Genomic DNA, 286 nt, shown 5'->3' on the forward strand with positions numbered 1-286 from the left:
AACTACCTGAAGTTCAAGATGCGAAGGTGAATTTTGGCGCATCAAAAATTTCTGTATATGGTTCTGCAACAGTTGAGGAACTGGAAGAAGCAGGGGCATTTGAAAACCTCAAAGTGGTGCCTGAAAAGTCTAGGCGTCAAACGCAACCAGAAGTAAATAAAGAAAAAAAAGTTTACCGTGTTCAAGGGTTTTCCTGTGCGAACTGTGCAGGGAAATTTGAGCGCAATGTGAAGAAACTACCTGAAGTTCAAGATGCGAAGGTGAATTTTGGCGCATCAAAAATTTC

Annotated in this window: 1 protein-coding gene; it reads left to right on the forward strand. The window is 41.3% G+C overall.

The genetic code is table 11. The features are described from left to right. Nucleotides 1–26 precede the first annotated feature (26 nt). Nucleotides 27–286, forward strand: a 260-nt coding sequence (locus HCN83_RS18075) for a cation transporter (RefSeq protein WP_425483644.1), incomplete at its 3' end; no start/stop codon positions are given.

This window comes from Alkalicoccus luteus (genome assembly GCF_012034335.1).
GTDB classification, from domain to species: Bacteria; Bacillota; Bacilli; order Bacillales; family Salisediminibacteriaceae; genus Alkalicoccus; species Alkalicoccus luteus_A.